Source organism: Luteirhabdus pelagi (genome assembly GCF_016827595.1).
Lineage (GTDB): Bacteria > Bacteroidota > Bacteroidia > Flavobacteriales > Flavobacteriaceae > Luteirhabdus > Luteirhabdus pelagi.
This window is the reverse complement of the sequence record NZ_JAECMS010000001.1, coordinates 872,917-896,962: the sequence shown is the minus strand read 5'-3', so window position 1 is coordinate 896,962 and position 24,046 is coordinate 872,917. Positions and strand designations below refer to the sequence as shown.

Below are 24,046 nucleotides of genomic sequence, written 5' to 3'. Positions count from 1 at the left end.
GACGCTTTTTTTGTTGCCAAATCAAACGGTTTATTTCTTGATAAACTTATAGTTTCCTTTTTTGCCACCTACTTCAATCGTAGCGAAATAGATACCGCTTTTCAATTGCTGAGTAGAAACTGTTTCACCCGAAGAAATAGTAGTTGTTATCACTATCTTACCATTTACATCGGTAATAGTAAGTGGAAGATCATTTTGTCCTTGAAGACTGAAGCTAATGTATTCTGTTGAAGGATTCGGATACAAATTGATTCCTGTAATTGTATTGGTTTCTGTTGAAAGCGGAGCACTTCCTTCAACAATAAGATGCTGCGTATTGATATCAGGTCCATCAATCTGATCAATCGTTCCCGATGGCCAATAAACTGTTACGGTTTCGATTTCACTACTAGTTCCAATTCCGAAGTGTGCGACCAAGCTATTCATATGGCTAAAGCCTTGGCCAGAACGTATTTCACGCATTTGTTCGCCCCATTCACCTGCAATTACAACTCTTGCGCCAATTCCGTTAAAATTACTATCAACGCCCTCCAATGCAACCTTCACATAGTTGTTACCATTTCCATCGTTAAACCAAATAGTCCCATCATTGGCTACATCTAAGAAGCCGTCATTGTTTAGGTCGGCAATGGCCCCTTCATCAAAAGGTAAATCGATACCGGTAAAGGTCATATCGCCATTGTTGATGTAAAGTTCCTTTGAAAGCTCAGAGAAAATATCCACAAAGCCATCATTGTTGAAGTCGGCTGCTTGATTCTCCCAAGCGCCTAGGTCATTCGGATTGATTCCAGTGGTTGCAATGATATCCGTAAAATTGCCAGTACCGTCATTTTCCATAAAACGGTTTTGGAAATCGTGGTTCACGATAAAGGCATCGAAGTCGCCATCATTATCAAAATCTTCAAATACAGTCGACCAGGACTGTGCATTGTCGCGCATTCCAATATCCGCACCGTTTTCAGTAAAAGTACCATCTCCATTATTCGTATACATAGCGTTATCGCGTTCTGGGTCGCCAGGGCTGGATCCGCCTCTACATTTTGTTAGGTACATGTCGGTATCACCATCATTATCATAATCTACCCAAACAGCGGCATAGTTGCCCGGTAAGTTTATGGTTTCAATAAGGGTTTGGTCTTCAGTCATATTTCCATTACCGTCGTTTCGATAGGGGTGGCTTAGGTCTATGTCATGACATACAAACGAATCTAGGTCGCCATCATTATCGATATCGGCCATGGTTGAACGCTGTGAGAAAATAAAGTCTGTAAAGGAAGTGTCTTCTGTATGAGTGCTTCCGTCGGAACTTGAGAAGACAAAAGAAACGCGTTGTCCGTTTCCTAATACCAAATCGTTATAGCCGTCTCCGTTTAATTCACCTGCGGCGATACTCCAATTAGGATCATTTTGAATGGGTGTATTTTGAAATACAGAGGTGAAGGATCCATCAGCATTTTGATAATCGATACCGATACCACTCGGTGCTACACGAACATAGTCGTCTAAGTAGTCTCCATTCATATCGACAGCACATTCTGAAGTATCGTCATAATTACCGATTCCTCCAGAGGAAGGAGTAAATGAAACTTGGGCCATCGCTCCTATTGAAATAGCGAAGGAGAGACTTAGAAGTAGAATTTTTTTCATGGTTACATTTATTTTAGGGCCTTAAAAGTAACCATTTTTTTGAAAGGCAGATTGTTACAAATCAAATTTTACCCTTCTTTTAGCTGTGCTTCCTTAATTTTTTTGAAAAGATCGGACGAATACACAAAGTTTACCACATCTTCGTTATCGGTTTTGAAGATCTCCTTATTCGTACCTTGCCACACTAATTTACCATGCTTTAACAGTACGACTTTTTCACCAATCTCCATCACCGAGTTCATATCGTGGGTGACCACCACCGTTGTCATATCAAATTCGTGTGTGATTTCTTGAATCAGGTTATCGATAAGTGTAGCTGTTTTAGGATCTAAGCCACTATTGGGTTCGTCACAGAACAAATATTTCGGGCGATTCACGATAGCACGTGCAATGGACACCCTCTTTTGCATTCCCCCAGAAATTTCAGCGGGATATTTTTTATTGACATTCTCGAGGTTTACGCGGGAAAGGACCTCGTTTACGCGATCCAACATTTCACTTTTCTTCTGCTTGGTGAACATACGCAGTGGAAACATCACATTTTCCTCGATATTCATACTGTCGAAAAGGGCACCCCCTTGAAATAGCATGCCGATTTGCTCGCGAAGCTGTCGTTGTTGTTCATCATTCATATCCTGAATGGCGGTATCTTCATAATATATCCGACCTTTTTCTGGTTTGAATAGGCCTAGCAAACATTTAAGCATCACCGTTTTACCACTACCGGATTGTCCGATAATAAGATTTGTTTTTCCCTTATCGAAAACCGTACTGATTCCCTTCAGAATTTCTTCATCCCCAAAACTCTTATGAATGTCATCTACCTTAATCATTAGCTAAGCAATAATTGGGTTAGTATATAATTCGAGAGAATAATAAGCACGCTTGTCCACACAAAGGAATTGGTACTTGCCTTTCCTACCTCCAAGGCGCCGCCTTTCATATAATATCCCTGCCAAGAAGGAACAGTGGCTAGGATAAAAGCAAATACGACCGTCTTTATAAAGGCATACGTAAGATGGTACGGAATAAAGGATTCCTGAAGTCCTTCCACAAAAGCAGAGGAAGAGGTGAAGCCTCCATATACACCGGCTACCCATCCGCCCATAATGCCTAAAAACATCGAAATAGCGATTACAAATGGGTAGAACATCAAGGCTACAATCTTTGGGAACACTAGGTAATTTAGTGAATTGATACCCATCACTTCAAGGGCATCAATCTGTTCCGTTACTCGCATAGATCCTATGCTGGACGTAATAAACGAGCCCACTTTTCCCGCCATGATGATGGAAATAAAAGTAGGGGAGAATTCCAAAATAACGGATTGCCGAGAGGCATATCCAATTAAGGATTCTGGAATTAGTGGGTTGTCCATATTCAATGCGGTTTGAATGGCAACAACGCCTCCTACAAAGAAGGAAATGAACGCCACGATTGGCATCGAATCGATAATAAGATCGTCAAGTTCCTTAAAAATAAGTTCCCGCAATACCGAGCGTTTGGTATAACTACCGAACACGCGTTTAATCATCAGGAAGTAGGAACCGATATCCTTGAGGTATTTCATGCTTTAAAGCTACGGGTAATTAGTAGAATTTTCAAGGTAGCCAATCTCAGGCTTATTCCAACAGCAATTGTTTGATTTTATGATAAATTTCAGTGTTTTCATAAATCCCATTGAAATTTTCAGAACCCGGTCCCGCAGCAAAAACGGGAATCAAGGTCGATGAATGACCGCCGGTAGAAAACGATGGCTTTATTTTGTTGTAGTCGCCTTCATCTGAAGCCAACGTAAACCCACCGGTTTCGTGGTCGGCTGTTACGATAACCAACGTATTATCGTGAATATCGGCATAGTCGAGCGCTACTCCAATAGTTTTGTCAAAATCCAATTGTTCACCGATTAAGTAGTCGGCATCATTGGCGTGACCTCCCCAATCTATTTGTGATCCCTCCACAACCAAAAAGAAACCATCGGTGTTTTTTGCCAATTTTGTAATGGCTAGTTGGGTGGCATCCGGAAGGAAGTCACCACGATTTTCAATAGCTTTTGGCATACCATCCTTCGCCAACAAAATGGCTTGTCTTTTGGTTGAAGCGTTTGCAGGAAGGCTTTCGGTGTAGACCTCAAAACCATTGTTGCGTAGATCCTCATAAAGGTCGCGCTGATCCTTTCGCTCTTGAAAGAATTGTGTACCACCACCAGCGATAAAATCTAGGTCGCTTTTTGAAACAAAATCAGCAATCTCCTCGTACATCCGACGGTTTTCTACATGGGCATAAAAACTAGCAGGGGTTGCATGTACAACCGAGGAGGTTGATATCAATCCCGTAGCAAGACCTTTATTCGCTGCCTGTTCGGAAAGCGTCGGAACACTGTTTTTGTTTTTATCGACACCTATAGCTCCGTTATACGTTTTAACGCCCGCTGAAAATGCCGTGGCGCCCGCAGCCGAATCGGTTATTAAATCGCTGGAAGAAGAGGTTTTTATGAGTCCGATGGTTGGTAACCGCTCGAAATTTGATTTTTTATCGGAATAGAACATTCCTGCAGATACCTGACTCAATCCCATGCCATCGCCAATTAGCAAGATAACATTCTTTGGTTTTTGTGAAGAAACCGTTTCGGAAGAAAGGGTATTGTCCTTTACCTGAACCGAAACACAGGATGTAACAAGCAGTAGTAGTAAAAGTAAGGCGGTGTATTGTGAAAAATTCTTCATGGTGAATGCTGATTGAATGTAGTATCAAAAATACTGAGAATTGAAAGCTTTTGCAGACCACTGCATTTAAAAATTTCAAAAAAGTTTACGACGGATACCGTTCCAACGAAGTTTTCGGATAAATTTTCCCTCTTCTACCGAAACAAGAAAAGCGTTCTTTGAGTTCTTTGCTTTTCGATATCCTTTCATACAATTCATGAAATACGAGAAGGATTTTTTGGCCGCCGCTAATTTGGCACTAGCGATAAATGTGAGCCAAAAGCCATATCGCATTTTATAAAAGGCTTCGCCTTGCTTCCATCTAGCAGCGGGCGAATAGGTGGTTCCAGTAGGCTTCAGATGTTTTACCTGAAGGCTTTCATCCGTACAGATTTCCCAGCCATGGTAACGAGCTAATAATTCATCGACGGTGTCCCAACCCATTGCGTTTTTAAGGCCTTCTATTTGCTCAAAGCATTTTTTTCGGTAGGCTTTTAAGGCTCCTCTTATATGGTCTTTATTGGTAAGACTTTCCAATATCCATTGCCCATTCTTTTCAACATAACAAAATCCACCAGCCATACCACATTTCGGTTTTTCGGTGAAACACTGAACAATCTGCTCGAGATAATTGGGCGGGAAGATTAAGTCTGCATCAAATTTGCAAATGATGTCGTATTCACTGTCCAGCGCTGATAATCCTTTCTGAAAAGCATTAATCACCTTGCTTCCTGGTGCATGATCTGTAGAAGAAATGCTTTCAATACCAGAAAGGAAGGCATATTTAGAAGCAAAACGGTCTATAATCGCTTGGGTGCTATCGGTGGAGTTGTCGTTTACCACTACTATTTTAGAAGGTTGATGGGTCTGATCGACCAAGGATTGAAGTGTGCTTGCTAAGAAGGCTTCTTCGTTATGGGCGGGTATGACGATATAGCATTTCATGAAATCCGTTCTGCATACACCAAATAATAGCGAGGCGTGAAACGTCTAAGAATGGGACGAATTCCGATTTTTTTAACGGGATTGGTGAATTTTTCCGAAGCTTTTATTTTCCAACCAGCCTTTTCCAACAACCAATTGAATTGCCAATCCTCAAATTCGTGATAATGACGGTCGCGTTCATCATTTGGATTTTTGTAGGCAGAAGCAAACCAAAGCTTTAGCGGAACTGATGCCACTAGCTTATTGGCCTTAATGTTACTCAAGATATTGAAAGGAGCTACCAAATGCTCGAAAATCTCAAAAGCCGTTACCGCATCATAATCCGTTTGTTGTACTGCGGAATAATCGATGTCTAAATCCTCGCCATTCGTATTTGACACGATATAGCCTGCTTCTTCCATGATTTCGGAAAATGGATTTCGAACGCCAAGGTCTAAAATATTGGAACTAGAAGGAATATGCTTTTCTAGAAAGCGAAGGGTATGGGCATATCGTTTGTTGGGAAAATTTCCTTCGTACATGTGAAGTATTAGGCTTGATATACGATTGCATTTATGTTCATTCCCGCACCGACACTGGCAAAGATGAGTACGTCGCCTTTTGAAACCGAGTGTCCCTCCAATTTTCCATTCATCACCAAATCGTATAGCGTAGGAATAGTCGCAACACTGCTATTTCCAAGCTTATTGATGCTCATAGGAAGCACATTCTCCGGAACCTCTTCACCATACAAGCCATAAAATCGTTTAATAATGGCTTCATCCATTTTTTCATTCGCTTGGTGAATAAAGATTTTGGATACTTCAGAAATAGAACGTCCGCTCTTATCCAAACAATTTTTCATAGCCTGCGGAACATTGCTGATGGCAAATTCGTAAATTTTTCGGCCGTACATTTTGATATACCGTCGCGCATCGTTCAATTCTTGATTATAACTTTCACCAAAATAAATAAAATTAGCTTCGTCGTATGCAAAAGTTGCGGTGTTATGAGCTAAAATGCCGCTTTCAGTATCATCGGATTCTACTACTGTTGCGCCGGCACCATCGCTATAGATCATTGAATCGCGGTCGTGCTGGTCAACGACTCTACTCAACGCCTCAGCACCAATAACCAAGCACTTTTTGGCCATACCACTCTTAATATATGCGTGTGCCTGAATCATGCCTTCAACCCATCCAGGGCAACCAAAAAGCACATCATAGGCGACACACTGTGGCGATTTTATACGAAGTTGATGCTTTACACGTGAAGCTATGCTAGGGACCGTGTCGCTTTGTTGGTTCCCGTGCTTTACATCGCCATAATTATGGGCTACAATAATATAATCAAGCGTTTCTTTATCGATACCGGCATTGTCGATGGCTTTTTTCGCAGCGAAATAAGCAATATCAGAGGTATTGTAATGGTCTTTTATATAGCGGCGTTCTGAAATGCCGGTAATTGCCTTGAACTTTTCTATAATGACATCATTTTCATGTCCGAACCGAGAACCGTCCTCGTTATAAAAGCTGTGCTCTTGAAATTGTTCGTTCGGAGCTACGCCTTCAGGAATGTAACTACCGACACCAGTAATTTTTGTACCCATGACCTATATTTTGGGCTAAAAATACGGAAAAGATGCCGGTTGAGCCTTGCATTTAAAATGAATTTCACATGATTTGCCAGAATTGCAATTTTAAGTACTAGAAATAAAAAATCCTCATTTCAAATCTCTGAAAATGAGGATTTTTGAAAAAATATATGTTTTGTCTTACGCTTCCATATACGCCTCAATTGGATCGCAAGTACAAATCAGGTTTCGATCACCGTAGGCATCGTCGACGCGACGAACGGTCGGCCAAAATTTATTCTCTTGAATAAAGGGAAGCGGAAATGCAGCCTGCTGTCGCGTATACGGAAGCTCCCAAGTGTCACTCGTTAGCATAGCTTGGGTGTGGGGTGCATTTTTTAGTGGGTTGTTGGGTTCATCCTTGCTCGCTTCATCAATCTCTTTTCGTATTGAAATCATAGCATCGCAGAAACGATCCAATTCTTCTTTGCTTTCGCTCTCTGTTGGTTCAACCATCACCGTTCCAGCCACCGGAAACGACACCGTTGGAGCATGGAACCCATAGTCCATCAAGCGTTTTGCGATGTCCACTACCTCAATGCCGTGTTCTTTAAACGGGCGACAATCCAAGATCATTTCGTGTGCTGCGCGACCTCTTTCACCTGTGTATAGTGTTTCATAATAGCCCTTTAAGCGTTCTTTAATATAGTTTGCATTTAAAATGGCATACTGGGTAGATTTTTTCAATCCATTTTCACCTAGCATGGTGATATAGGCATACGAAATAAGACATACAAGAGAACTTCCCCAAGGTGCCGCAGAAATAGCATTGATACCATTTTTTCCGCCGGTTTCAATCAAAGGATTCTTCGGAAGAAAGGGCACCAATTGCTTGGCTACACAAATTGGTCCAACCCCAGGTCCACCGCCACCATGTGGAATAGCGAAGGTTTTGTGAAGGTTTAAGTGACAAACATCCGCGCCAATCGCTCCAGGATTGGTTAGTGCTACCTGGGCATTCATGTTGGCGCCATCCATATAGACTTGCCCGTCGTTGTCGTGAATGATCTGAGTAATTTCACGAATAGCCGATTCGTACACACCGTGTGTGGAAGGATAGGTAACCATCAACGCAGAGAGGTTGTCTTTGTACTTTTCTGCCTTTTCTCTTAAATCATCCACATCGATATTTCCATCCTCATTAGATTTTGTAACGACTACTTTCATGCCTGCCATAACAGCACTCGCTGGATTGGTGCCGTGCGCTGAGGAAGGAATAAGACAAATATTTCGATGATGATCGCCACGACTTTCGTGATACTTTCTGATGACCATCAAGCCAGCAAACTCACCTTGTGCTCCGGAGTTGGGTTGAAGGGAAGTAGCGGCAAAACCGGTAATTTCCGTAAGTTGTTTTTCGAGTTTCTTCAACACCTGTTGATAGCCTTCCGCCTGTTCTACAGGAACAAAGGGGTGCATATTGCCCCATTGCGGATCGCTTAGTGGGAGCATTTCGGCAGCAGCGTTCAGCTTCATTGTACAAGACCCTAAAGAAATCATAGAGTGATTTAGTGCTAAATCCTTGCGCTCCAATTTTTTGATGTAACGCATCAATTCCGTTTCACTATGATAACGGTTGAAGACATCATTGGTAAGAAACTCGGTTTTCCGGGCAGCTGCTTCGGGAATAGCCTTTCCTGTAATGATTTCGTTAATTTTTTTCGCTTCAGTATTGGTAGCTTCTGCAAAAACAGAAACAATTTTATTTAATTCCTTAAGTGTAGTGGTTTCGTTCAGTGAAATGGAAACCGTTTCGGTATCGGGATAGTAGAAATTCAGCTGCTTCCCTTCCGCAAGGTATTTAATTTTAGTGGCATCCGTTTTTACGGCAATAGTGTCGAAATACGTTTCATTCACTTGGTATAAACCAATTTCCTCCAAGGCATTTGCCAAGGTGGCGGTAGCGTTATGCACCTTGTTTGCGATATGTTTCAAACCTTCAGGTCCGTGATATACGGCATACATACCAGCCATGACGGCCAACAGTACTTGAGCCGTACAAATATTGGAAGTGGCACGGTCACGTTTGATGTGTTGTTCGCGGGTTTGTAGGGCCATTCGGAGAGCTGGATTTCCATCCATGTCCTTGCTTACGCCAATTATTCGACCCGGAATGTTTCGTTTATATTCATCTTTTGTTGCGAAAAAGGCTGCATGGGGTCCACCATACCCTAACGGAATTCCAAAGCGCTGTGTAGAACCTACCACAACGTCGGCACCAAAATGACCAGGCGATTCAAGCATTACCAGGCTCAAAATATCGGCCGCAACAGCTACTTTAATATTTCGACTGTTTGCATTCTCAATAAATCCTTTGAAATCGTGTACTCTTCCGGTTCGACCAGGATATTGTAGCAACACGCCGAAGTACTCTTCAGAAAAGTCGAAATCTTCATGCTTTCCGATTACCAATTCGATTCCGATTGGAATCGCTCTGGTTTTTAAGACTGAAAGCGTTTGCGGCAAGACTTCTTCAGAAATGAAGAATTTGTTTACGTCGTTTTTCTTTTGGTTACGGTCACGAAGTGAAAACAAAAGTGTCATGGCTTCTGCAGCTGCAGTAGCTTCATCTAAGAGGGAAGCATTTGCCAACTCCATTCCGGTTAGGTCAGCTACCATCGTTTGAAAGTTTAAAAGCGCTTCCAAACGACCTTGGGCGATTTCAGCCTGATAGGGTGTGTAGGCCGTGTACCATCCTGGATTTTCAAGAATATTTCGCTGAATCACCGGTGGCAAGTGCGTGGCGTGGTATCCCAGTCCAATATAGGTTTTAAACAGTTTATTCTTTGCCGCTAACTCGTTAATATGTTCAAGATATTCCTGTTCGCTCAAGGCGGTATCCAATTTCAGATCTTTCTTGAGGCGGATATCATCAGGAATGGTTTCAAAAACAAGTTGTTCCAAACTTTCAACCCCAACTTTTTTAAGCATTTCCGGAAGGTCGCTTCGTCTTGGGCCGATGTGTCGTAAGGCAAAGGAGTCTGTATTCATTCTCTACGTTTATTAGGTGAAAAAAATGTGGTGCAAAAATACGATATTTACTATCCAAATGCTTCAAATTAATACGCTTCCTAAAAGAACTTTTCAACCGATGCGATAGGTTGTTAACAGTTTCGCTACTTTTGGAGGCATGCGATTCATTTCCAACCTTTTTCAGTTTTATATCAATAGCAGCATTCATGTAGCTTTAGCGGTGCTTGCATTTGTTGGAATTACACTTTTCGAATATGATATTTCCGTTTCAAATTCATTCCCGTGGTATATCTTTTTAGCAACGATTACGGGCTATAATTTCGTTAAATACGCTCCAGTAGCAGGGTTGCATCACCGAAGTTTGGCACAATCACTTCGTGTTATCCAAGTCTTTTCATTTATCGCTTTTCTAGGCTTGTTATGTGTGTCATGGTTACAGCCCATTCCGGTATTGGTTGGAACATTTGTTTTGGGGCTTCTCACGTTGCTTTATGCTATCCCTTTATTAAAGAATAGAAGCCTGCGCACCATTGCGGGATTGAAGATTTTTATAGTAGCACTGGTTTGGGCTGGCAGCACAGTCTTTTTACCAGCTGTTTTTGGTGGGATTTTAAATCATTTGGATGTTTGGATCAGCTTTATACAACGATTACTATTAGTGATGGTGTTAACCCTACCATTCGAGATTCGGGATTTACCGTATGACAAAAGAACATTGGGAACCATTCCTCAACGGATGGGCGTTCGGACCACAAAATGGCTTGGTACTATAAGTATTGTGCTTATACTTTTAGTAGAATGGATGAAGGAGTCCGCTGCAGATGTGCACTTCTATTATCTGATTGGCATTTGCGCTATCACTACCATTGCACTTTGGAAAGCATCACCTAAACAATCAAGTTATTTCGCTTCTTTTTGGGTGGAGGGGATTCCTATTTTAGGCTGGCTGCTATACTACGGTTTGCTACAAATAACTTCGTAGTTGCTGCTTCATAGCTTCCTTTTTTTCGCGGGATAAGGTTGCGATAGCGGAGCTATGCATAAAATCGGTAAGGCGTTTGTTTTGAGTGGAATATTCGCGGCATAATTTGCAGATAACTAAATGAAACTGCAATAACATTCTATCGCTCTTGGAACATTCCTTGTATTGATGTTTGTCACAGGCGTGCGCCGCCTCTTTGCAACTAAAGGCAATTTGTATCTTCATTCTAACCAGTGTTTTTTCAGGCAGGTCATCAAGGCTTTTCTAGCACGGTGAATGATAACCCAAAGGTTAGACGGAGTAATATTATATTCATTACAGATAGCTTCCGTATCATAATTTTGGATGGTCTTTAATTTGAAGATATCGGCATGTCGTTCATCTAAGGTATCCAAGCATTCAAATATTGCCAAACGTAATTCCTTGTTTTCTAGCGTGTCTTCGGCAGTTTGATCGGAAAAATCCTCAACTCGTTCCTCTAGCCAATCGCCTTCCATTTCGTCATCGGAATAGGTAATATGCACTTCCGCTTGCGCCTTTTGTGTGTTTTTCTTTCGATAATAATCGATTATTTTTCGCTTTAGAATAGAAATAAGCCAAGTGCGCTCACTTGCGTTGCCCTTAAAATTGTCCTTCGATTTTAAACCGGCAAGAAATGTTTCCGAAATTAAGTCCTCCGCGACAATCCGATCATTAACGCGCACAATGGTATAGTTGAAAAGATAGTCGGCATAGCGATCGACCCACTTTTCAGGATGTAAGGTTACCTCACCCATAGCATTTTTGGTCTTAAACTACTCAAAAATACCAAAGTTATCTCACAACTTTATCACAAAATCATTCCTACATGGGTGTGATTTAGATTCTTAGCTATTCTGAAGTAATCCCGCACGTTTAAGAAGTGCCTCAGGATCTGGCTTCCTTCCTCTAAAGCGAACATATAGTTCCATGGGGTCTTCAGTACCGCCTTGTGATAGAATATGGGTATAGAATTTTTGGGCGACTTCCTTGTTGAATAATCCTTCCTCCTGAAAATATGAAAAAGCATCGGCATCCAATACCTCGGCCCATTTATAACTATAATAGCCTGCGGAATAGCCACCTTGAAAAATATGGCTGAAAGAAGTGCTCATGCAATTTGTTGGTACATCGGGATATAATTTGGTCGATCCAAAAGCCTTGACTTCAAATCCCTTTACGTTTTCAATTCCACTCGGGTCGCTACCATGCCAAGCCATATCCAGCAAGCCAAAACTCAACTGGCGTAATGTTTTCATGCCCTCCAAAAAGGTAGCCGATTCCTTAATTTTGGTGATGTATTCCATCGGAATGGTTTCACCTGTTTTATAATGCTTTGCGAAAAGCTCTAAGGTTTCTTTCTCATAGCACCAGTTTTCCAATACCTGACTGGGCAACTCTACAAAATCCCAGTATACATTTGTGCCAGATAATCCTGAATAGGTTGTATTGGCCAACATTCCGTGAAGTGCGTGTCCGAATTCATGAAATAAGGTCGTTACTTCGTTAAATGTTAAGAGAGAAGGTTTGCTAGCCGTTGGTTTGGTAAAATTGCAAACGATAGAGATATGTGGACGTTCGTTTTCGCCGTTTTTAATCTGCTGCTGGCGATACACCGTCATCCACGCACCGTTGCGTTTGCCAGCTCTTGGGTGGAAATCTGCATAAAAAATGGCAACGAGTTCACCTTTAGTATCCGTAACGCGATACGTCTTCACATCTGGGTGGTATTTGTCGATATCTTGCACTTCCTCAAAGGAAAGTCCGTATAACTTATTCGCTACCGTAAAAACGCCATCGATTACATTCTTCAATTCGAAATAAGGCTTCAGTTTTTCATCGTCCAAATCGAATAACTTTTGCTTCAACTTTTCAGAATAATAGGCACCATCCCATTTCTGAAGTTGATCGATTCCATCGGTTTCCTTCGCGAACGCTTCAAGCTCGTCAAATTCCTTTTGGGCGGCAGGTTTCGCTTTTTCGAGCAATTCATTTAGGAAATCATGCACTTTCTCTGGCGTTTCTGCCATTCGTTCTTCCAAAACAAAGTGGGCGTGACTATCGTATCCTAATAGGTTAGCACGTTGGTGACGAAGGTTCGCAATTCGTAATACGTTTTCCTGATTGTCTAGCTCATCGCCGTGAAAGCCTTTTGATCCGAACGCTAAGGCCAACGTTTTTCGCAATTCGCGATTGTCGGCATACGTCATAAACGGAATATAGCTCGGATACGCTAACGTAAACACCCAGCCATCCTTTCCTTTTTCTTTTGCAGTAGTAGCGGCTTCCTCGATAGCACCATCTGGTAATCCGGAGAGATCCTTTTCATCGGTTAAGTGAAGTTCGTATCTGTTGGTTTCTGCCAATACGTTTTCACCAAAGGTTAACTTTAATTTCGACAGTTCTTGATCGATTTTTCGAAGTGTTTCCTTTTTCTCTTCTGAAAGATTCGCACCATTACGGGCGAAGCCTTTATATTGTTTGTCGAGCAGTGTTTTTTGTTCAGGTGAAAGGGAAAGCGATTTTCGATTGTCGTAAACTTTTTTTACCCTTTTGAAGAGTTCTTCATTCAACAACAAATCATTATTGAAGTCGGATAACAACGGTGAAACCTCCTGCGCAATTTTTTGAATGGTCTCATTCGTTTCGGCACTATTTAGGTTGAAGAAAATAGCTGTTACCCGATTAAGCTGCTCACCCGTTTGTTCCAACGCCTCTATCGTATTTTCGAAGCTTGGAGCTTCTTCATTCTCCGTTATAGCATTGATCTCTTCTTTAGTATCGGCAATCAGCTGTTTTATGGCTGGCAGGAAATGTTCGTCCTTGATGTTGCTGAAAGGTGCCGTGTTAAAAGGGGATAATAATGGATTTGTGGTGTTTGTCATGTTTAGTAAATTTTTATGTCTGGTCGAGCGCCCGCCTGCCGGCGGGCAGGCAGTCGAAGAGTTTAAATTTTTAAGTCTGTTTGGTTAATTGGAGTGTTTAAAACTTCTTCCGCACCTCCTCGGCGCCATCAGTCACCTTCTGCTTCAACCCTTCTTTATAGGCTAAAATCTTATCCAAAACACAGTTATCGGCAACTCCAATGATCTGTGCGGCGAGAATACCCGCATTTTTAGCGCCATCCAAGGCTACGGTGGCAACCGGAACACCTCCCGGCATTTGAAGAATGGATAATACACTATCCCAACCATCAATGCTGTTCCGCGATTTCACGGGAACTCCAATAACCGGTAGGGGTGAAAGCGAAGCGATCATCCCTGGAAGATGGGCAGCGCCACCAGCACCAGCAATGATAACGCTGATACCACGTTCGTGCGCGTTTTTTCCATAGTCGAAAAGTTTATCAGGAGTACGGTGGGCCGATACAATATCGACTTCAACTTCAATGTCGAAGCCTTTCAGCATGTCGATGGCCTCTTGCATGACGGGAAGGTCGCTCGTGCTTCCCATGATAATTCCTACTTTGCTCATAGTTTTTCTAACTTATTACACAAAAATAGGGCTTTTGTCGCGAACTATTTGCTGATAACGCGAATGGATTTCTTCACCTCTTCAGCTACTTTCCGTGCCTTTGAAATATCTGGGTCGACAATCGTTACATGGCCCATTTTTCGAAAGGGACGCGTTTGCTTTTTTCCGTAGATATGAGGCGTAACACCTTCCATACGCATAATTTCTGCGATGTTTTCGTACACTACCTCTCCAGTATGACCTTCTGCACCGACCAAATTTACCATAATACCTCCTACCTTGCTGTCGGTTTTGCCCAAAGGAAGATTTAAAATGGCCCGAATATGCTGTTCAAATTGATTAGTGTAGCTGGCTTCAATACTATAATGACCACTATTATGTGGACGCGGAGCGACTTCATTAATCAAAATATCGTCATCTTCGGTTTGAAACAATTCTACCGCCAACAATCCAACGTGCTCAAATGCTTCAGAAACGTTTTTGGCTACTTCACGCGCTTTCGATGCAACATGCTCTTCAATCCGTGCGGGACAGATAACATATTCAACTTGATTGGCTTCCGGATGGAACTCCATTTCAACAACAGGATAGGTCGTTACTTCCCCGGAAGGGTTTCGCGCCACAATAACTGCCAATTCATTTTTGAATGGAATCAATTTTTCTGCAATACAGGAACCTTCCGAAAGCGGAATCAAATCCTCTGCATCGCGAATAATGCTGACACCTTTTCCATCGTAACCACCCGTACAGCTTTTCCATACAAAGGGATAGTTTAATTCTTTGCGAACGACGGCTTCATTCAACTCATATTTATCCTTATAGCGCTTAAAAGGTGCCGTCGGAAGTTTGTGTTCCTTATAAAATTGTTTCTGAACCCCCTTATCCTGAATATTCCGTAAGGTATTTGAAGACGGATACACGGTTTTCCCTTCCTTTTCCAATTGTTCGAGCGCATCGACGTTTACGCCTTCAATTTCAAACGTTAGCACGTCTACCTTTTGACCAAATTTATAAACGGTATCATAATCCATCAAGTCGCCTTGCTGAAACCTATCGCAGGCAATTCGGCAGGGCGCTTCGGCACTGGGATCGAGCACATGGGTGGTAATATCGTACTTTCTTGTTTCGTAGAGCATCATCTTGCCGAGTTGACCACCGCCAAGGATGCCGAGCGTAAAGGAAGAAGAGAAATAGTTCATGGCAGCAAAGATAAGAAAAGGGGAAAAGGATTGCTTCCGAAGGGCTAAAAATCGACTGTAAACTTCACAACCTAACTATGGTAAATTCCACTGCATTATCTTTATCTTTGCGTTTTGCCATGTGGCGATTTCTAACACAGCTATTTTCAACAAAACATAGAAAGATGACAAACATCGTACTATTTGGTCCTCCCGGAGCCGGGAAAGGGACACAAGCCGATATTTTAAAGGAAAAATATAATCTGGTACATATCTCGACTGGTGACGTATTTCGATATAATATTAAAAATGAAACTGAATTGGGAACCCTGGCGAAAAGCTATATGGATAAAGGCCATTTGGTACCCGATAATGTAACCATCGACATGTTGAAAGCTGAGGTGGAGAAAAATCCAGATGTAAACGGTTTTATTTTCGACGGATTCCCAAGAACAGCAGCACAGGCCGAGGCCTTGGCAAAGTTGATGGACGAAACAGAAAGTGAAATCAATGGTATGATCGCGCTGGAAGTGCCGGACGAAGTCTTGGTGAAGCGTTTGTTGGAGCGTGGAAAGACAAGTGGTCGTGCCGATGATGCGAATGAGGATGTTATCCGCGAACGCATCGCAGAATATTATCGCAAAACCGATATTCTAAAAGAATACTATCAAAAAGAAGATCGCTATTATGGCGTGGATGGTGTAGGAAGTATTGAAGAAATCACCGAACGCCTTAGTTCTGTTATCGACAACCTAAAATAAGGTATCCAGAGTTTAGACTTTTTTTATTTTAATTTTTACATTTTAAATTTTTATGACCGAAGGCAATTTTGTTGACTACGTAAAAATCCATGTAACTTCCGGAAAAGGAGGGAAGGGGAGTACGCACCTTCGGCGAGAGAAATTCGTTCCTAAAGGCGGTCCCGATGGAGGTGATGGCGGACGTGGAGGCCATATAATTATCAAGGCGAACAAGAATATGTGGACCCTCTACCACCTAAAGTTTAAGCGTCACTTTCGTGCCGGACACGGAGGTAGCGGCGGTAAGCAGACCAGTACGGGAGCCGATGGTGAGGATATTATTATTGAAGTTCCTTTGGGAACAGTGGTGAAAAACACCGATACCGATAAAAAACTCTTTGAAATGACCGAAGACGGTGAGGAGCGCATCGTTGCCGAAGGTGGAAAAGGTGGAAAGGGAAATGCGCATTTTAAAAGTGCTACACGTCAGACACCACGCTATGCACAACCTGGACTGGAAGGTGAGGAGGCCAATTTAACGATCGAACTAAAAGTCTTGGCCGATGTTGGCCTCGTCGGTTTCCCAAACGCAGGAAAAAGCACCTTGCTTTCTGTAGTTACTGCTGCCAAGCCCAAAATTGCCAATTATGAATTCACAACTTTAAAGCCTAATTTGGGAATCGTCACCCATCGAGAAGTCAATACCTTTGTAATGGCTGACATTCCAGGAATTATAGAAGGTGCTGCGGAAGGAAAAGGGCTTGGGCATTACTTCTTACGGCATATCGAGCGAAACTCTACCTTGCTTTTCCTTATTCCAGCCGATGCCGATGATATCCGAAAGCAGTATGACATTTTATTGGATGAACTACGTCGCTATAACCCTGAACTTTTGGATAAGGAGCGATTGGTCGCCATCAGTAAAAGTGATATGTTGGACGAAGAGCTTAAAGCTGAAATGAAGCAGCAATTGGATGAGGATTTTAAGGAGATTCCCTATATGTTTATTTCGTCTGTCGCCCAGCAAGGCTTGGTCGAGCTAAAGGATAAGCTTTGGGAGATGTTGAATAAGCAGCAAGAAGAAATTTAACGAATGCTTACGAATTCATGGTCTACTTTTTGCTTAGATTAGAAGCAAAACTTGCGCTATGAGAGTATCAATACTCGTCTTATTTATATTAATGCTAACATCTTGTGGTCCGGCGGTAACCTTGGATTATGAGCCAGAAGCCGATTTTTCGTCATACACCACCTATAATTTTTATCCCACCGTGGACTCGGGCCTAAACGCTTTAGATGAAAAACGAATCATGCGAGCAACCGATAGTGTGTTGCAAGTAAAAGGGTTGCAAAAATCTGAAACGCCCGATCTTTATGTTAATTTCTATGCTTCCGAGCAACTTGGTAGCCGCAATACCATTGGTATAGGCGTCGGAAGCGGCAGTGGTAACGTAGGGGTTGGAGTCGGCGGAGGAATTCCTATTGGCGGACGAAAAATTGAACAACAACTTACTATCGATTTTATAGATGTTTCAAACGATGCGCTAATCTGGCAAGCGATTGGTGAAGACGACTATCCAGAGAAAAGTACTCCAGAGCGAAAACAAACGTTTTACAATAAAATGCTAGCTAAAATCTTCAAAAAGTACCCTCCCAAACAATAAGGAAATGAAATATTTCATCGGACTGTTTTTATTGGTTACTGCCTCCTCATGCTTTGCTCCTACTTCTATTTACTACGAAGTGAATAGCGACGTTAGCGGATTTTCAACCTATAACTTTTACCCAGTGCTCGATACCAATTTACCCGAGGATGAAACGAAGCGTATCATGCAAATCATCGACCTTGAATTATATAAGGCCGATTTTCAGAAATCCGAATCCCCAGATTTCTACGTAAATTTCTTCGCTGAGGAAAATACGATGTATGTGCCGATCTACAACGATAGTATTCCACGTCAAAGCGATTCTATTACGTTAAAAACCGTTGCTGTCGACCAACTCTTATATCTTGATGTTGTAGATGTTGAAAATGATGAACTGGCATGGACCGCTACTATTGAAGGCACACTACAGGATACACTATCGGAAGGAGAAGTCCACCAATACTATGTGGGAAAAATAACAGAAGCGCTTCAGAATTTTGTCCTCGAAGTGAAAAATGAAGAACTTGAAAACAATGAATAAACTTTTTTCCATATTATTGGTCTTACCTTTTTTAGTGAATGCGCAAACCGCTTTCGACAAGGGGGAAGCTTTCTTTAAAAAAGAACAATTTTCCAAAGCGAAACTCTTGTTCCAAGAATATCTATCTGAAAATCCTACCAGCGATAAAACCCGTGAATATCTCGGCGATATTGAAGGCTACGCAAAAAATTGGGACGAAGCGTTGGAGTATTACGAGCCATTGGTCGAGCAACGTCCCAATAATGCAAACTATCATTTTAAGGTAGGAGGGGTGCTGGGAATGAAAGCCCTAGAAAATAAGTTGGCAGCCATTACCATTATCGACGATATTAAATTCCACTTCGAAAAAGCAGCCGAATTAGACCCTAACCACATCGATGCGCGCTGGGCACTTGTCGAATTCTATATGCAACTCCCGGGTATCTTCGGCGGAAGTGAACGCAAAGCCGAAAAATATGCTGCCCAACTCCAAAAAATATCTGCCGTCGATGGCTACTTGGCCAAAGGCTATATCGCAGAATATAACGACCGTGAAGAAGATGCAGAACGCTATTACAAACAAGCGATTAAAGTTGGTGGCTCGCCCCACACCTACGAAAAACTTTCCGATCTATATGAAAAACAAAACCGAGGGGAAGATGCCTTAGCAACAACCTCCGAATCCTTGCAGAAGCACAAACGCAACCGACTAAACTATCAAATCGGAAAAATTGTAGCCCAATACAAGCTCAATGCCGAAAAAGGTATTGCTGCCTTGCTTGCCTACATTGAAAACTATACCATCCGCGACGGCGTGCCAAAGGACTGGGCCTACTACCGCCTTGCGCAGATCTACAAAAATATCGGCAACAAACAAAAAGCCCTGCAATGGATCGATAAAGCCCTTGCATCTAGACCCGATTTCGACGAGGCCCAAGACGAAAAAGAGGAAATCCTCTCCTTATAGTCACAGCGGACTTGTTCCGCTGTCGTTTCAATGCCAGGCCATAGCGGACCTGTTCCACCACTGTATTGTCCGTTTGCCATGGCGGACTAGTTCCGCCATCGTGTTCACCCTTTATCTATATTATAATAGCAATCCCTCCTCCGTCGGGCCGCGCTATCGGCTGTAGTAGCGCATCGCGCTAGCTAGCTTACCTCTATCGCTATTGCGGGAATGTCATGCCGAACCTTTCCATGCCGAACCTTTCCATGCCGAACTTGATTCGGCATCCATTCACCACCCAAAAGTCCCCCTTTGAAGGTGGATTTAGGGGGATGTTTAATACCTTTACACTAAAACACTACTTATGCGCGTCCATTTTATCGCCATCGGCGGCTCTGCCATGCACAACCTCGCCCTCGCACTACATGAAAAAGGATATAACGTTACGGGTAGCGACGATGAAATCTTCGATCCCTCCAAATCACGCCTTAGAAAAAAGGGCTTGTTGCCTAACGAGTACGGCTGGTTCCCTGAAAAAATCACCTCCGACCTCGATGCGGTAATCTTGGGTATGCACGCGAAACCCGATAATCCAGAACTCGCGAGGGCAAAAGAATTGGGAGTAACGATCTATAGTTATCCAGAATTTCTTTATCAACAATCCAAGAATAAAACCCGAGTCGTTATTGGTGGCAGCCACGGCAAGACCACCATCACCTCCATGATCCTTCACGTTATGAACTATCATGAAAAGGAAGTCGATTATATGGTCGGCGCCCAACTCGAAGGCTTCGAAACCATGGTGCACCTCACCGAAGAAAACGATTTTATTGTATTGGAAGGCGATGAGTATCTTTCTTCGCCCATCGACCGTAGACCAAAATTCCATCTTTATAAGCCCAACATCGCCTTGTTAAGCGGAATTGCTTGGGACCATATCAATGTATTTCCAACCTTTGAGGGATATGTCGAGCAATTCGAGATCTTTCTAAATGAAATCACCGAAGGTGGTGTTATCGTATATAACGAAGAAGACGAAACCGTTCAAAAAGTAGTGTCTGAAACCACTAATACTATCAAAAAATATCCCTACCGAACACCCAAATATCGCGTAGAGGATGGCGAAACCTTACTCCAGACTCCAGAAGGCCCTATGCCGATCGAAATTTTTGGAAAACATAACCTAAACAATCTCGAAGGCGCTCGATGGATCTGTCAACTGATGGGTGTCGATGCCGACGATTTCTACGAGGCGATCGCGACCTTTAAGGGAGCAAGCAAACGATTGGAAAAAATTGCCGAAACCGATACGGCCGTTGCCTATAAGGACTACGCGCACTCTCCAAGCAAAGTAAAAGCCACCACACAAGCGATGAAAAACCAATATCCACAAAAAAAGATATTGGCCTGTTTGGAATTGCATACCTATAGTAGCCTAAACCCAGAATTTCTCGAGCAATATCAAGGCGCATTGGATGCAGCCGATCAGGCCATCGTGTTCTATTCGCCACATGCGGTTATGATTAAAGGGTTAGAGGAAATCAAGCGCCATCAAATTCTTGACGCTTTCCAACGGGAAGATCTCGAGGTGTTTACCAATCCAAGCGATTTCAAGACCTTCCTCTACAATCACGATTTTCGCGATACCGCCTTGCTATTGATGAGCAGTGGTAACTACGGCGGACTCGATTTCGACGAGGTGAAGAAATACTTATAAAAACATCTACTAATCCAAGCCTTGGCGGACCCGTTCCGCCAACCGTTTTGTTCCCTTTCCATGCCAAACCTTTCCATGCCGAACCTGCCTGACGCCTGCCTGTCGGCAGACAGGGCAGGCAGGCTTGATTCGGCATCAATTCCGCCACCGTTTTGTCCGTATGCCATGGCGGACTAGTTCCGCCATCGCTAAAAAATATTCTATAAAAAAACTAGAAAACTTTGTGTTGCGGCTTAAAGCTCTCGCTCCTGTAGCCACTTATGAAGAATTTCATTAAAGGTATCGGGATGTTCCATCATCGCGGCATGCCCGCATTTATCGATCCAATAAAGATTAGAATCAGGAAGTAATTCGTGGAATTCCTCTGCTACATTAGGAGGCGTTACATTGTCCTGTTTTCCCCAAATAATGCAGGTAGGTTTCGTCATGTTGGGTAAATCCTTCGCCATATTATGACGAATAGCGCTTTTCGCAATGGCCAACGTTCGTATCAGTTTGTTACGGTCATTTACCGTTTCATATACATCATCTACAATTTCCTTGGTCGCCACTTTCGGGTCGTAAAAAACATTTTCTGCTTTCTTCCGAATATATTCCCGATCGCCACGTTTTGGATAGCTTTCGCCCATAGCACTTTCATACAGACCAGAACTACCGGTAATGACCAAGCCTTTTACCTTTTCAGGATATAATTTTGTACATAATAAGCCGATATGACCACCAAGCGAATTACCCAGTAAAATCGCCTTGTCAAAATCCATATGATCGATAAATTCCGAAACGTAATCTGCAAAGCGTTTCACATTAGTCTTCAGCAAAGGCATGGTGTAGATAGGAAGTTCAGGAATAAGAATCTGATAGCCTTTATTGGGAAAATAATTCGATACACCGTCGAAATTGCTCAGTCCACCCATCAGACCGTGTAGCACAACTATCGGGGTTCCTTCCCCCAATTTCAAGTATTTGAATTTCCCTTCTTCGTGTAGATGGTTGGTCATGCAGTTGTCAGTTTGCAAAACAAAAATACACTTTTTTAGGGAAACCCTATCGCTTTGAATGACTTGTAAAAATAGGGCGTTTCAGCCTGTTCAAATCTTTTTCATATCAGACTGTCAGTGACATCATTAGCATTTCCTGAAACCGTAGTGGTAAAACTTATCAACAAAGTGGTAAAATGTGGTAAAAAGTGGTAAGAGTTCTTTATATTTGGAACATTCAACCGCAGAAAACCAATCCCTTCATGCTCAATTTGATAGGTACATACGAGTGCAAAGCCGACGTAAAAGGTCGTGTCATGATGCCCGCTGCCTTGAAAAAGCAGTTGGCTCCAGTCGCTCCTAATGGCTTTGTCATTAAACGGGCGGTCTTTCAGCCCTGCCTCGAACTATACCCTATGGAAGAATGGAATGCGCTCATGGAAAAAATGGGCAAGCTGAACCGCTTCAACCGAAAGAACAACGACTTCATCCGTCGCTTTACCGCCGGCGTGAAGACAGTCGAATTGGACGGTACCGGTCGACTTAACATTCCGAAGGATTTGGCGGCTTTCGCAGGTGTTGAAAAGGAAATTACCATTTCAACAGCTATCAACATCGTTGAAATCTGGGATAAGAATCGATATGAACAGGCAATCAATGATGCGGCAAACGACTTTGCCGATCTGGCCGAGGACGTAATGGGCGACAGCAATGATGATGACCATGGAATATCATAAACCCGTATTGCTTACCGAAACGGTGGACGGCCTAAACATCCGTCCCGACGGTGTGTATGTGGATGTCACCTTCGGTGGTGGGGGACATTCCCGTGAGATTCTGAGTCGTTTAGGGAAAGAGGGAAAACTCCTCGCCTTCGATCAAGATCGCGACGCCTTGGAAAACGAAATCGATGATTCACGCTTTCAGATGGTAAGTGAAAACTTCCGCTTTCTGAAGCGATACCTCCGCTATTACGGACATACCGAGGTAGATGGAATTTTAGGCGATTTCGGTGTAAGCTCACATCAGTTTGATGTGGCTGATCGTGGTTTCAGCACCCGTTTCGAAGCCGAATTGGATATGCGGATGAATCAGGATAGCAGCTTTTCAGCATTGGATGTGGTAAACACCTATGACGAAAAACAACTTCGTGATGTTCTTTCTCAATATGGAGAGCTTCGAGCCGCAGCCGGAATGGCAAGAGTGATTGTAGAGGCACGTCACGACGGAGACATAAAAACGAGTGAAGATTTGAAGTCGGCCCTCGGTCGCTTTCTTCCAAAGCATAAAGAAAACAAAATTCTGGCGCAGGTCTATCAAGCCATTCGCATAGAAGTGAATCAAGAGCTGGAAGCCTTAAAGGAATTTTTACTGCAAACGCAAGAGGTGGTGAAAAAGGGCGGACGCCTAAGCTTGATAAGTTATCATTCCTTGGAAGATCGACTGGTAAAACGCTATATGCGGGACGGTCAGTTTGAAGGGCAGCCGGAAAAGGATGTCTTTGGAAGGGTAGAAGTGCCCTTCAAGCCGGTAGGAAAGTTTAAGGTTCCTTCGGATGAAGAAATTGAAGAAAACAGCCGTGCGCGAAGTGCAAAGCTTCGCATAGCGGAAAAACTATAACAGAAGACAATTGTCTTCAACAGAAATGAAAAAAGGCTTGTACAATATCATCAAGGGAAAGTTTCTCGTCAGCGACGATGCGCTAAAGAATTGGCGCTTCATATTGTTTCTGTCGATCCTAGCCTTAATCATGATTGCAAGTTCCCATAGTGCCGATCAAAAAGTACATCGTATCGCCCAGTTGAACAACAACGTAAAGGAGTTAAAAAGCGAGTACTTGGATGTGCGAAAGCAATTGATGCAAGCGAAAATGGAAAGCCGGATAACGGCTGCCATGGCAAAACGAGGGTTGGTGCCTTCGATTACGCCGCCCCAGATAATAAAAATCACAAACCCTAAAAAGTAA

Annotated in this window: 23 protein-coding genes and 1 pseudogene; 10 read left to right on the top strand and 14 right to left on the bottom strand. The window is 42.8% G+C overall.

Annotated features, from left to right (window positions below):
• Positions 1-30 precede the first annotated feature (30 nt).
• From I4Q58_RS04110 to gcvP, 8 genes are all read right to left on the bottom strand, one after another.
• A complete protein-coding gene (locus tag I4Q58_RS04110) occupies positions 31-1,647 on the bottom strand; it encodes an FG-GAP-like repeat-containing protein (protein WP_203293972.1) in 1,617 nt (538 codons plus the stop codon).
• A gap of 68 nt (positions 1,648-1,715) precedes the next feature.
• On the bottom strand, positions 1,716-2,480 hold the full coding sequence (locus I4Q58_RS04105) for an ABC transporter ATP-binding protein (RefSeq protein ID WP_203293970.1): 765 nt from the start codon (positions 2,478-2,480) through the stop codon (positions 1,716-1,718).
• Entirely contained in the window at positions 2,480-3,217 is a 738-nt protein-coding gene (locus tag I4Q58_RS04100; protein WP_203293968.1) for an MlaE family ABC transporter permease, read from the bottom strand. Before I4Q58_RS04100 ends, I4Q58_RS04105 begins: the two co-directional genes overlap by 1 nt.
• Before the next feature lie 52 nt (positions 3,218-3,269).
• Positions 3,270-4,373, bottom strand: a complete 1,104-nt coding sequence (locus tag I4Q58_RS04095) for an alkaline phosphatase (RefSeq protein ID WP_203293966.1) — start codon at positions 4,371-4,373, stop codon at positions 3,270-3,272.
• Positions 4,374-4,448: 75 nt separating this feature from the next.
• Complete coding sequence (locus tag I4Q58_RS04090; RefSeq protein WP_203293964.1) at positions 4,449-5,297, bottom strand: glycosyltransferase family 2 protein; 849 nt, start codon at positions 5,295-5,297, stop codon at positions 4,449-4,451.
• Complete coding sequence (locus tag I4Q58_RS04085) at positions 5,294-5,818, bottom strand: methyltransferase domain-containing protein (protein WP_203293962.1); 525 nt, start codon at positions 5,816-5,818, stop codon at positions 5,294-5,296. Before I4Q58_RS04085 ends, I4Q58_RS04090 begins: the two co-directional genes overlap by 4 nt.
• A gap of 8 nt (positions 5,819-5,826) precedes the next feature.
• The gene (locus I4Q58_RS04080) at positions 5,827-6,885 is read right to left on the bottom strand and encodes a 3-oxoacyl-ACP synthase III family protein (RefSeq protein WP_203293960.1); all 1,059 of its coding nucleotides are present in this window, start codon (positions 6,883-6,885) and stop codon (positions 5,827-5,829) included.
• 165 nt (positions 6,886-7,050) lie between these two features.
• The gene (gcvP, locus tag I4Q58_RS04075; RefSeq protein ID WP_203293958.1) at positions 7,051-9,900 is read right to left on the bottom strand and encodes an aminomethyl-transferring glycine dehydrogenase; all 2,850 of its coding nucleotides are present in this window, start codon (positions 9,898-9,900) and stop codon (positions 7,051-7,053) included.
• Positions 9,901-10,039: 139 nt separating this feature from the next.
• Here gcvP and I4Q58_RS04070 point away from each other — a divergent pair, with 139 nt between their 5' ends.
• Entirely contained in the window at positions 10,040-10,864 is an 825-nt protein-coding gene (locus I4Q58_RS04070; RefSeq protein ID WP_203293956.1) for a UbiA prenyltransferase family protein, read from the top strand.
• On the opposite strand, the gene I4Q58_RS04065 is transcribed toward I4Q58_RS04070, so the two are convergent.
• From I4Q58_RS04065 to purK, 5 genes are all read right to left on the bottom strand, one after another.
• On the bottom strand, positions 10,847-11,089 hold the full coding sequence (locus I4Q58_RS04065) for a hypothetical protein (protein WP_203293954.1): 243 nt from the start codon (positions 11,087-11,089) through the stop codon (positions 10,847-10,849). The two genes, I4Q58_RS04070 and I4Q58_RS04065, sit on opposite strands and share 18 nt — an antisense overlap.
• Entirely contained in the window at positions 11,086-11,640 is a 555-nt protein-coding gene (locus I4Q58_RS04060) for a sigma-70 family RNA polymerase sigma factor (protein ID WP_203293952.1), read from the bottom strand. Before I4Q58_RS04060 ends, I4Q58_RS04065 begins: the two co-directional genes overlap by 4 nt.
• Before the next feature lie 90 nt (positions 11,641-11,730).
• Positions 11,731-13,767, bottom strand: coding sequence for a M3 family metallopeptidase (locus I4Q58_RS04055; protein ID WP_203293950.1), 2,037 nt, complete (start codon positions 13,765-13,767; stop codon positions 11,731-11,733).
• 97 nt (positions 13,768-13,864) lie between these two features.
• On the bottom strand, positions 13,865-14,356 hold the full coding sequence (gene purE / locus I4Q58_RS04050) for a 5-(carboxyamino)imidazole ribonucleotide mutase (protein ID WP_203293948.1): 492 nt from the start codon (positions 14,354-14,356) through the stop codon (positions 13,865-13,867).
• A 44-nt stretch (positions 14,357-14,400) separates the two neighbouring features.
• Positions 14,401-15,555: a 5-(carboxyamino)imidazole ribonucleotide synthase gene (gene purK / locus I4Q58_RS04045; protein WP_203293946.1), complete on the bottom strand. Its 1,155-nt coding sequence runs from the start codon at positions 15,553-15,555 to the stop codon at positions 14,401-14,403.
• A 152-nt stretch (positions 15,556-15,707) separates the two neighbouring features.
• Here purK and I4Q58_RS04040 point away from each other — a divergent pair.
• The 6 genes and pseudogenes from I4Q58_RS04040 to I4Q58_RS04015 form a co-directional block, all read left to right on the top strand.
• A pseudogene (locus I4Q58_RS04040) lies at positions 15,708-16,295 on the top strand (adenylate kinase); the annotation flags it as partial.
• A gap of 52 nt (positions 16,296-16,347) precedes the next feature.
• Entirely contained in the window at positions 16,348-17,364 is a 1,017-nt protein-coding gene (obgE, locus tag I4Q58_RS04035; RefSeq protein WP_203293941.1) for a GTPase ObgE, read from the top strand.
• Between the two features lie 58 nt (positions 17,365-17,422).
• Positions 17,423-17,938: a DUF4136 domain-containing protein gene (locus tag I4Q58_RS04030; protein ID WP_203293939.1), complete on the top strand. Its 516-nt coding sequence runs from the start codon at positions 17,423-17,425 to the stop codon at positions 17,936-17,938.
• Between the two features lie 4 nt (positions 17,939-17,942).
• Positions 17,943-18,461, top strand: coding sequence for a DUF4136 domain-containing protein (locus tag I4Q58_RS04025; RefSeq protein WP_203293937.1), 519 nt, complete (start codon positions 17,943-17,945; stop codon positions 18,459-18,461).
• Positions 18,454-19,407 carry a tetratricopeptide repeat protein gene (locus I4Q58_RS04020; protein ID WP_203293935.1) on the top strand — a complete coding sequence of 318 codons (954 nt, stop codon included), beginning with the start codon at positions 18,454-18,456 and terminating at the stop codon, positions 19,405-19,407. The genes I4Q58_RS04025 and I4Q58_RS04020 overlap by 8 nt, the downstream gene beginning before the upstream one ends.
• A 343-nt stretch (positions 19,408-19,750) precedes the next feature.
• Positions 19,751-21,103, top strand: a complete 1,353-nt coding sequence (locus tag I4Q58_RS04015; protein ID WP_203293933.1) for a UDP-N-acetylmuramate--L-alanine ligase — start codon at positions 19,751-19,753, stop codon at positions 21,101-21,103.
• 233 nt (positions 21,104-21,336) lie between these two features.
• On the opposite strand, the gene I4Q58_RS04010 is transcribed toward I4Q58_RS04015, so the two are convergent.
• Positions 21,337-22,101 carry an alpha/beta fold hydrolase gene (locus I4Q58_RS04010; RefSeq protein WP_203293931.1) on the bottom strand — a complete coding sequence of 255 codons (765 nt, stop codon included), beginning with the start codon at positions 22,099-22,101 and terminating at the stop codon, positions 21,337-21,339.
• A gap of 242 nt (positions 22,102-22,343) precedes the next feature.
• Between I4Q58_RS04010 and mraZ the strand changes: the two genes are divergently transcribed.
• The 3 genes from mraZ to I4Q58_RS03995 are packed head-to-tail and all read left to right on the top strand — an operon-like array spanning position 22,344 to position 24,046.
• Entirely contained in the window at positions 22,344-22,817 is a 474-nt protein-coding gene (gene mraZ, locus I4Q58_RS04005; RefSeq protein WP_203293929.1) for a division/cell wall cluster transcriptional repressor MraZ, read from the top strand.
• Entirely contained in the window at positions 22,804-23,700 is an 897-nt protein-coding gene (gene rsmH / locus I4Q58_RS04000) for a 16S rRNA (cytosine(1402)-N(4))-methyltransferase RsmH (RefSeq protein WP_203293927.1), read from the top strand. The genes mraZ and rsmH overlap by 14 nt, the downstream gene beginning before the upstream one ends.
• 10 nt (positions 23,701-23,710) lie before the next feature.
• The gene (locus I4Q58_RS03995; protein WP_394369320.1) at positions 23,711-24,046 is read left to right on the top strand and encodes an FtsL-like putative cell division protein; all 336 of its coding nucleotides are present in this window, start codon (positions 23,711-23,713) and stop codon (positions 24,044-24,046) included.

Coding starts and splice junctions, on each gene's coding strand:
- I4Q58_RS04020 (WP_203293935.1), top strand. CDS start 18,454: ATGAATAAACTTTTTTCCATATTATTGGTCTTACCTTTTTTAGTGAAT.
- I4Q58_RS04025 (WP_203293937.1), top strand. CDS start 17,943: ATGAAATATTTCATCGGACTGTTTTTATTGGTTACTGCCTCCTCATGC.
- gcvP (WP_203293958.1), bottom strand. CDS start 9,900: ATGAATACAGACTCCTTTGCCTTACGACACATCGGCCCAAGACGAAGC.
- mraZ (WP_203293929.1), top strand. CDS start 22,344: ATGCTCAATTTGATAGGTACATACGAGTGCAAAGCCGACGTAAAAGGT.
- obgE (WP_203293941.1), top strand. CDS start 16,348: ATGACCGAAGGCAATTTTGTTGACTACGTAAAAATCCATGTAACTTCC.
- I4Q58_RS04085 (WP_203293962.1), bottom strand. CDS start 5,818: ATGTACGAAGGAAATTTTCCCAACAAACGATATGCCCATACCCTTCGC.
- I4Q58_RS04015 (WP_203293933.1), top strand. CDS start 19,751: ATGCGCGTCCATTTTATCGCCATCGGCGGCTCTGCCATGCACAACCTC.
- I4Q58_RS04060 (WP_203293952.1), bottom strand. CDS start 11,640: ATGGGTGAGGTAACCTTACATCCTGAAAAGTGGGTCGATCGCTATGCC.
- I4Q58_RS04100 (WP_203293968.1), bottom strand. CDS start 3,217: ATGAAATACCTCAAGGATATCGGTTCCTACTTCCTGATGATTAAACGC.
- I4Q58_RS04095 (WP_203293966.1), bottom strand. CDS start 4,373: ATGAAGAATTTTTCACAATACACCGCCTTACTTTTACTACTACTGCTT.
- I4Q58_RS04030 (WP_203293939.1), top strand. CDS start 17,423: ATGAGAGTATCAATACTCGTCTTATTTATATTAATGCTAACATCTTGT.
- I4Q58_RS04055 (WP_203293950.1), bottom strand. CDS start 13,767: ATGACAAACACCACAAATCCATTATTATCCCCTTTTAACACGGCACCT.
- purE (WP_203293948.1), bottom strand. CDS start 14,356: ATGAGCAAAGTAGGAATTATCATGGGAAGCACGAGCGACCTTCCCGTC.
- I4Q58_RS04065 (WP_203293954.1), bottom strand. CDS start 11,089: ATGAAGATACAAATTGCCTTTAGTTGCAAAGAGGCGGCGCACGCCTGT.
- I4Q58_RS04110 (WP_203293972.1), bottom strand. CDS start 1,647: ATGAAAAAAATTCTACTTCTAAGTCTCTCCTTCGCTATTTCAATAGGA.
- I4Q58_RS04070 (WP_203293956.1), top strand. CDS start 10,040: ATGCGATTCATTTCCAACCTTTTTCAGTTTTATATCAATAGCAGCATT.
- rsmH (WP_203293927.1), top strand. CDS start 22,804: ATGGAATATCATAAACCCGTATTGCTTACCGAAACGGTGGACGGCCTA.
- I4Q58_RS04010 (WP_203293931.1), bottom strand. CDS start 22,101: ATGACCAACCATCTACACGAAGAAGGGAAATTCAAATACTTGAAATTG.
- I4Q58_RS04080 (WP_203293960.1), bottom strand. CDS start 6,885: ATGGGTACAAAAATTACTGGTGTCGGTAGTTACATTCCTGAAGGCGTA.
- purK (WP_203293946.1), bottom strand. CDS start 15,555: ATGAACTATTTCTCTTCTTCCTTTACGCTCGGCATCCTTGGCGGTGGT.
- I4Q58_RS04105 (WP_203293970.1), bottom strand. CDS start 2,480: ATGATTAAGGTAGATGACATTCATAAGAGTTTTGGGGATGAAGAAATT.
- I4Q58_RS04090 (WP_203293964.1), bottom strand. CDS start 5,297: ATGAAATGCTATATCGTCATACCCGCCCATAACGAAGAAGCCTTCTTA.